This window comes from Hymenobacter agri (assembly GCF_054778495.1).
This window is the reverse complement of record NZ_BAAGZM010000154.1, coordinates 1-7968: the sequence shown is the minus strand read 5'-3', so window position 1 is coordinate 7968 and position 7968 is coordinate 1. Positions and strand designations below refer to the sequence as shown.

Genomic DNA, 7968 nt, shown 5'->3' with positions numbered 1-7968 from the left:
ACCAGCACGTCGGTGCTGGCGGTGGGCGTTACGCCGGCTTCCCAGTTGCGGCAGTCGGCGGGGTCGGCCGAGTTGTCGTTGCTGGTCCAGATGGCCACCTGGTTGGTGGGCGCGGGGGCGGTGAGGGTGTTCACGGTGGCCGGCGCGGTGTAGCTTACTTTCAGGTAGGCGCGCTGGCCGGCGGTGGTGGCGGTGGCGTTGCGCACTTTCAGAGCCAGCCAGCCAGTGGTGCTGGGGGTGTAGCTGCCGCTGGCCACGCTGGTGCCGCTGGCGCTGCTCAACAGCTGGCCGCGCAGGTCGTACACGCCGGCCGTGATGAGGCTGGTGTTGCCGCCGGTTTCGGGATATAGGTTGTAGGTAACGGGCTGGCCGGCCTGCGCGTAGATTTTGCCAGCCAGGCGGGTGTTGGTCGAGTTCGAGGGCAGGGCGCCGCCCTGGCCCAGGCCGCCGCAGTTCAGGTCGCCGAGGTCGTTGGCCATTTCCCATTCTTGGGTGGTTTCGGTGGTGCGGCCGGGCGAGTAGCCGGCGTTGTCCTGGCCCACCGGGGCCCACACCGAGTAGCCGTGGCCGCTGCGGTTGGTGGCCCCGTCGCAGGGCGGCGTATTCACGTTCACGTAGGCGTTGCCGTCGTTGCCGCGGTACACGGTGTGCACGGCCGTACCGTTGGCCCCCGAGTAGTCCTTGAGCTGGGTGCCCACCGCGAAATCGGTGCGCACGTCGTTGCTCTGCCAGTTGCTACCGTTGTCGTTGATGCCGATGAGCGCCTTGGTGCTGCGCTCAATCACGAGGTGGTCGCCCGAGGTGAAGGGCACCTTGTAAGCGCCGTTCTTGAAGCCCAGATGCTGGTGGCACCAGAGCAGGTTCACGAGGTCGGGGCGGGTGGGCAGGTCGGTGGTCGAGGTGGGCACGTGGGCGAAGCGCTTGCCCGTGCCGCCGAGGTTGAACAGGTCTTCGATGAAGATGTGCGGGTTGCCATCCACGGCGAAGGCCACGGCGTAGGCGGCGGCCAGGCGCGGGTCGAACGGGTCGATGTGGGCCGCCAGCTCGTCACCGGAATTCCAGCCGATGTAGTTGCCCGAGCCGTCGAGCTGGGGCCGGAAGGTGTCGTGGTTGTTCACGAAGGGCGCGGTGCGGTGCACGTAGGTGTTCGAGCCGGCGTAGTACGCCACGCGCTGCCCCTGCTGCTGCCCCGGAATCTGGCTCAAGTCGTAGTAGCCGCCCTGGCTCACCATGCCGTAAATCGCGCCGCGCAGGCTGAAATCAAAGGTGCCCATCAGAAACTCGCTGCCGCCGTTCTGGGTGCGCATGCTGTTCACGTAGTTGTCGAGTTCGCCGGCGCTGCCCACGTATTCGCCCACGTTGAACATGCTTTCGCCGCCGTTGGCCCAGCCGGCGTTGTATTTCAGGTTGTAGCTCAAATCCTGCTGGGCGTTGTAGCTGAAGTGCTTCACCGCGTCCCAGCGGAAGCCGTCGGCGCCGGTTTGCTTCTTCATCCACACCATCCAGTTGCGGGCCTGCGTTTGGCTGTAGCCCTGGCTTTGGGTGGGGTTGTAAGCGCCGGGGTACTGCGCCAGGTAGCCGGAGCTGAGCTGGCCGTAGCCGTCGTTACCGCCATCGTTGCCGTAGCAGAAATCGGGGCCAAAATAGGGGGCCGCCATGTCGCCGCTGCTGCTCTGGTGGCCCAGCTGCGGGTGGAAGTTGGCGTAGTTTTTCGGCCAGCGGCCCTGGCGGGCAGCGTAGGCTGCGCCGTTGTCGCCGGTTTCGGGCAGCGGCGTGGCAAATGAGCTGTAGCGGAAGGTTTTGTAGCCGTTGTTGGTGGCCATCGAGAAGTTGGGCTCGGGGTCCTGGCCGCCGTCGCCGTTGGGGCCGCCGGCCCCGTCGGTATGGTTCAGCACTACGTCCTGAATCACTTCGATGCCATTGGCGTGCAGCACGGCTACCAAGCGCAGAAACTCGTCTTTCGAGCCGAAGCGGGTGCGCACGTCGCCCTTCTGGTACTTGTCGCCCAAGTCATAGGGGTCGAAAGGGGAGTAGCCCACGTCGTTGGTGGCGTTCTTGTTTTTTGGCGTGGGCGGCAGCCACACCGCGTCGATGCCAAGGCCCTTCAGGCGCGGGGCCATTTCCGTCAGGTAATCAGCCCATTTAAAGCGGTAGGTGTCGTTGTAATAATCCCACCAAAAAGCCTGAAGCACAACCTTCTTGACGGTGGTTTGGGCCAGGGCCGGCCGGCCGCCCAGTTGGGCCAGCAGCCAGAGCGCCAGCAAAGCGTAACGTTTTTTCATTGATGGAAAATGGGTGGGAAACGGAGCGGCTAATTTACAAAATGACGCGCTTTAGACAAGCGTAAATTTCTGTTTATGAGTGCGCTAAGGTTTGCACAGTAGTAAAATTTGCCGGCTGGGGTGGCAGTGTTATAAAGTTTGGGCATGGGCTAACCCTCAGTAACCATCAGCGTATTACCGCCGCACAACACCTCTTCTTCATTCTTTCATACGTCATCCTATTTCACTCATGAAAATTTCCCTCACCCGTCCGGCCGCCTTCGCGTGGCTCGCCGCGCCGGCCCTGGCCGGCGGCCTGCTGCTAAGCAGCTGCAACAGCCAGCCCACCGCCACCGAAGCTGATAAAACCGCTACCGTGGTTTCGGAAGAAACCAATGCCGCTTCCGATAGCGCCGCCGTAACCGCCAAAGCCGACAGCACTGGCGGCATGGTCGGCACCGTGAAGCCCACCGGCGCCAAGCCCGCTTGGGGCCCCAACCTCGCCCCCGAGATGCAGGCCGTCATCGAGCAGCTGATGAGCTTCAATAACAAGCCCTTGCCTGAGCTCACTGCCGCCCAGGCTCGCAAGCAGCCCACCGCCGCCGATGCCGCCATGAAGCAGATGAAGGCCAGCAACATCCCCACGCCGCCCCTCAACTGCGACACCGCCACCCAAACCATCGCGCCCGGCCTGCGGGCCCGCATCTACACGCCCAAGGGCGGCGCGGCTCCGTACCCGGTTATCGTGTATTACCACGGTGGCGGCTGGGTCATTGCCACCAACGATACCTACGCCGCTTCGGCCCAGGCCCTGTGCGAGCAGGTGGGTGCCGTGGTGGTATCGGTGGAGTATCGCAAAGCGCCCGAGCATAAATTCCCCGCTGCCCACGACGATGCCTTCACCGCCTACCAGGCCGTGCTGAAAAATGCCGCCAGCATGAAAGGCGACCCCAAAAAGGTAGCCGTGGTAGGTGAAAGCGCCGGCGGCAACCTCGCTTGCAACGTCAGCATCATGGCCCGCGACAAGAAAGTGGCCCTGCCTAAGTATCAGGTGCTCGTGTATCCCATCGCCGGCTCCGACATGAACACGGCCTCCTACCAGGCCAACACCGAAACCGCGCCCCTCAACAAGGCCGGCATGGGCTGGTTCTTCAAGAACTACCAGCGCACTGCCGCCGACCTGAAAGACCCGCGCATCAACCTCGTAGCCGCCAACCTCAAAGGCCTGCCCGCCACCACCATCATCGGGGCCGACTACGACCCGCTCACCACCGAAGGCAAAACCCTGGCCGACAAACTTTCCGCCGCCGGCGTGAAAGTGAACTATAAGAAATACGACGGCACCACGCACGAATTCTTCGGCATGGCCGCCGTAGTGCCCGAAGCCAAAGAAGCCCAAAGCGTAGTAGTAACCGACCTGAAAGGGGCACTGAAGTAGCGTCTGCCGGGCAAGCGTTACGCTCCCAGAACGTCATGCTGAGCTGGTCGAAGCATCTCTACCGCGTAAGTAATTCATTTACTTACGCGGTAGAGATGCTTCGACCAGCTCAGCATGACGTTCTTTTTTGACTGGTTTAACAGCCGCGCTACTCTGCCGCAAACCGTATGTCTACCTGCGAGTCGAAATTCAGGCCCAGCAGCTCTGAGGCATTGCCCTGGCAGATGCCCAGACACAGGAAGTTCTGGCTGTTGAACACCACCACGGCCTCGCCGGGCGGTACGGCCGAGAAGTGCGGGTGCAGGTCGCGCACCACATCACGCCCGAAGTGGATGGCCAGCGGCCGGCCGTGACCCACGGCCTCCACCGCCGTGCGCGAAATATTGGTGACGAGGTTGCCGTAGTGGTCGACGTGGGCCACGTTGCCGGTGATGCGATGGTCCTGCAGGCGCAATTGGCGGTTATTGAGCTGGTGCTGGGTCGTGACGGCTGGGCCCAGGTCGCTCAGCAGCGCGCCTTGCGCCAAAGCCACGGCGGCGGGCAGCAACACATCGCGGGTGGGCGAGGCCGTGACGGCGGCGGGCAGGGCCACCAGATTTTCGGGCGTGCCGTTGGCCAGCAGGGCCAGAATGCCGTTGTCGGCGGTCACGAAATAATGGCCTTCAATCTCGGCAGCCAGCCAGCCGGGTTCGGGGCCTGCGCCGTGGTCGGCCACGCCGATGACGTGCACCGTACCCAGCGGGAAATCCCGAAACACACTTTGGAGAACGTGAACGGCGTGCGCGATGTTGAATGGTTCGACGCCGTGGCTGATGTCGACGACCGGAACCGCCGGGGCCAGATGCAGCAGCCGGGCTTTCAGCGCCGCCACGTAGTGGTCGCGGTAGCCAAAATCAGTCAGCAGCGTAAGTAAGCCCATGCCTTCGTTCCGTAGTTTTTCGTAGTATTGTTTCGTCGCCCGAATCGGGGCAAAAGTAGCCGGTTCAGGCCGAAAACGGGCCGTTTTTCCCACTCCCTTTCTCTTTCCCCCTCTCTTCCAACTTGGTCGAAAAAATCATCACCCTCGAAAACATGTCTTTGGTCGATTTCCTCGGCCCCGACAACCAGAATATCCGCCAGCTGGCCGCCGCTTTCCCCGGCTCCAAAATCATCAGCCGCGGCAACGAAATCAAAATCCAGGGGCAGACGGAAGTCATCTCCCGCATCAACGACATCCTGTCTTCGCTCATCGAGCACTACCACCAGTACGGCTCCATCACCGATAAAACCGTGAACCAGTACCTTTCGGCCACCTCGGAAGAAGCCGAGGGCCGCGTGCTGGCCGCCTCGCCCGACGTGATTCTGTTCGGGGCCAAGGGCGGCGTCATCAAAGCCAAAACGCCTAACCAGCAAAAGCTGGTCGATGCCGTGACGGCCCACGACCTCACCTTCACGCTGGGCCCGGCCGGCACCGGCAAAACCTATATTTCGGTGGCGCTGGCCGTGCGCGCGCTAAAGAACAAGGAGGTGAAGAAAATCATCATCTCGCGCCCCGTGGTAGAGGCCGGCGAAAGCCTGGGCTTCCTGCCCGGCGACATGAAGGAGAAAGTCGACCCGTACCTGCGGCCGATTTACGACGCCCTGGAAGACATGATTCCGGCCGAAAAGCTGAAGTTTTACCAGGAGAACAAAATCATCGAAATCGCCCCGCTGGCCTACATGCGCGGCCGCACGCTGAACAACGCCTTCGTGCTGCTCGATGAGGCCCAGAACACCACGCCCTCGCAGATTAAGATGTTTCTGACCCGCATGGGCCCGAGCGCGAAGGTGATGGTGAACGGCGACCGCAGCCAGATTGACCTGCCCACCCGCCAGAAATCGGGCCTGATGCAGGCGCTGGATATTCTGAAAGATGTGCCCGGCATCGGCTTCGTCGAGATGACGGCCGAAGACGTGGTGCGCCACCGCTTGGTGAAGGATATCGTGAAGGCCTACGACAAGTTCGACACCGACGAGCAGCTGCGCCAGACCCAGGCCAATGGTGCCGCCCCCCGCCGCGACGAGCGCCACGAGCGCCGCCTGCGCGAACAGGGCCTGCTGGACGGCACCGCGCCCGCCGCCGGTTCCGACGATGGAACGGAGTTGCCCGTGAACCACGAGCAAGCGCTGTAGACAACTCACCGCAGAACGTCATGCTGAGCGCAGTCGAAGCATCTCTATCGCGCAACTAATCAATTTTAGTATTGCGGTAGCGATGCTTCGACTGCGCTCAGCATGACGTTCTTCTTTTTTTGGTATTTGTTGCTTTTCAATTCTATGTCTATGCCCGCCACCGCCTACCGCATCACCGACCTGCGCGACCTCGACGCCGCCTTCACCATCCGCGAAAAAGTGTTTCAGCAGGAGCAGGGTGTGCCCGTCGAGCTGGAATTTGACCAGCACGACCGCACCGATGCTCGCCACTACCTAGCTCGTGCCGCCGATGGCACGCCCGCCGGCGCCGCCCGCTGGCGCGAAACGGGCAAGGGTGTGAAGCTGGAGCGTTTCGCCGTGCTGGCCGATTTTCGCAACCAGCAAATCGGGGCTGCGCTGCTGCACGCCGTGCTGGCCGACGTACAGGCCACGCTACCGGACGCGCAAGTGTATTTGAATGCCCAGCTGCGGGCCGTGCCGTTTTACGAGCGGCACGGGTTTCGGAAGGAAGGCGAAATGTTTGAGGAAGCTGGCATTCAGCATTATAAAATGCTGCTGGGGTAGGGGATAAGCCCGGCGAGACCGTAATGAAGTTGATAGCAGAATGGAAAAACTGGTGCTCATCCGCCACGGCGAAAGCCAATGGAACCTTGAAAACCGCTTCACCGGCTGGACCGACGTGGACCTGACCGACACCGGCCGCCAGCAGGCCCGGCAGGCCGGTGAGTTGCTGAAAGCCCACGGCTACGTCTTCGACCAGGGTTTTACCTCGGTGTTGCGGCGGGCCATCAAAACGCTCGATTACGCTCTTGATGCGATGGATTGCCTCTGGATTCCGGTGCAGAAGTCGTGGCGGCTCAACGAGCGGTTCTACGGGGCCTTGCAGGGCCTCGACAAAACCGAAACCGCCGCCCGCTACGGCGCCGAGCAGGTGCAGCTGTGGCGCCGCGACCCGCTGGCCCTGCCGCCGCCCATCACCCCCGACGACCCGCGCTTTCCCGGCCACGACCCGCGCTACCGCCACCTGACGGACCGCGAACTGCCCCTCACCGAAAACCTGACCACCACCATGCAGCGCGTGCTACCTTTCTGGACTGAACGCATTATGCGCGCCATCCGGCACGGGCAGCGCGTGGTGGTGGTGGCCCACGGCAACAGCCTGCGCGCGCTGGTGCAGTATATCGACAAGCTGACCGACGAGGAAGTGACCGCGCTGGAAATTCCCACCGGCGTGCCGCTGGTATACGAGCTGGACGAAAACTTCAACCGCCTCCGCCACTATTACCTGCAATAGTGGCGGAGGCGCGTTCTGTCGTTGGCGCGGAATTAGGAAGTGTAATGCTCCCTGCTACAGCAGCGCTGGCCGCTGCGTGATTTCGTGGTAGCAGATGTGGGCCCGGCTGAAGTAGTGAAACACCATGCTTTTGCGGGTGAGGGCCGGGTCGTGGTGGGGTTCGCCGCCGTGCATCAGGTTGGCGTGCCAGATGAAGACGTCACCCTTGCGGGCCAGGAAAATCTGCTTTTGCAGGCCCAGCTCAGCCACGCGGCCGGCGATGAACCGCTCGTATTCGCTATAGTCTTTGTCGCCGATGAGCCAGTCGGTGCCTTCGTTCTGGTAGTCGGCGTTGAGGTAGTAGGGGAGCTTATGGCTGCCGGAGTAGTAGTGCAGCGGGCCGTTGTCGGGCGTGATGTCTTCGAGCGCCACCCAGGCCGCCGCCATGCCGCCCAGCGGAAAGGTGCTCATGTGAATACTGTCGGAATGAGTACGCTGCTGGCTGCCGGTCAGGAAGTTAATGCTTTGGAACAGCGTAGCCTCGTGGCCCAGCAGCGCGCCCACCAGCGCCCGCAGCGCGCCCTCGCCCGCCGCCCGAATGCGGGCCGACTTCCGAAACGCAAACATGAACTTGTTGACGTAGCGCACGCTGATTTTCCGGCTCGCAATGAGTTCGTGCAGCTCCTGATTGATACCGTCGACGGCTTCCTCACTAAAAAAGCCCGGCAGCACCGCGAAGCCGTTTTCCTCGAATGCCCGCAGGCTGGCTTGGCTGGCAGCAGGCAGCGCGGCAAAGGCCGGCGTGGTGGCCAGCCGCTCGGCCA

7 protein-coding genes are annotated in these 7968 nt (G+C 62.5%); 4 read left to right on the top strand and 3 right to left on the bottom strand.

All coding sequences use genetic code 11. The features are described from left to right. Positions 1 to 2282: alpha-amylase domain-containing protein (locus ACYVDE_RS09890; protein ID WP_460501342.1), on the bottom strand; the 2282-nt coding region annotated here is incomplete at its 3' end. 229 nt (positions 2283 to 2511) lie between these two features. On the opposite strand from ACYVDE_RS09890, the gene ACYVDE_RS09885 reads away from it, so the two are divergent. Beyond that, positions 2512 to 3699: an alpha/beta hydrolase gene (locus ACYVDE_RS09885; protein WP_460501341.1), complete on the top strand. Its 1188-nt coding sequence runs from the start codon at positions 2512 to 2514 to the stop codon at positions 3697 to 3699. 148 nt (positions 3700 to 3847) lie between these two features. On the opposite strand, the gene ACYVDE_RS09880 is transcribed toward ACYVDE_RS09885, so the two are convergent. Beyond that, positions 3848 to 4618 carry an SAM hydrolase/SAM-dependent halogenase family protein gene (locus tag ACYVDE_RS09880; RefSeq protein ID WP_460501340.1) on the bottom strand — a complete coding sequence of 257 codons (771 nt, stop codon included), beginning with the start codon at positions 4616 to 4618 and terminating at the stop codon, positions 3848 to 3850. A 122-nt stretch (positions 4619 to 4740) separates the two neighbouring features. Here ACYVDE_RS09880 and ACYVDE_RS09875 point away from each other — a divergent pair, with 122 nt between their 5' ends. The 3 genes from ACYVDE_RS09875 to gpmA all read left to right on the top strand — a co-directional run bounded on the left by ACYVDE_RS09875 (position 4741) and on the right by gpmA (position 7165). Further along, a complete protein-coding gene (locus ACYVDE_RS09875; protein ID WP_460501339.1) occupies positions 4741 to 5850 on the top strand; it encodes a PhoH family protein in 1110 nt (369 codons plus the stop codon). Between the two features lie 150 nt (positions 5851 to 6000). Beyond that, a complete protein-coding gene (locus ACYVDE_RS09870; protein ID WP_460501337.1) occupies positions 6001 to 6435 on the top strand; it encodes a GNAT family N-acetyltransferase in 435 nt (144 codons plus the stop codon). 40 nt (positions 6436 to 6475) lie between these two features. Beyond that, a complete protein-coding gene (gene gpmA / locus ACYVDE_RS09865) occupies positions 6476 to 7165 on the top strand; it encodes a 2,3-bisphosphoglycerate-dependent phosphoglycerate mutase (protein ID WP_460501336.1) in 690 nt (229 codons plus the stop codon). Between the two features lie 54 nt (positions 7166 to 7219). Here the strand turns inward: gpmA and ACYVDE_RS09860 are convergent. Beyond that, on the bottom strand, positions 7220 to 7968 hold a 749-nt coding region (locus ACYVDE_RS09860), incomplete at its 5' end, for a phytanoyl-CoA dioxygenase family protein (RefSeq protein WP_460501335.1).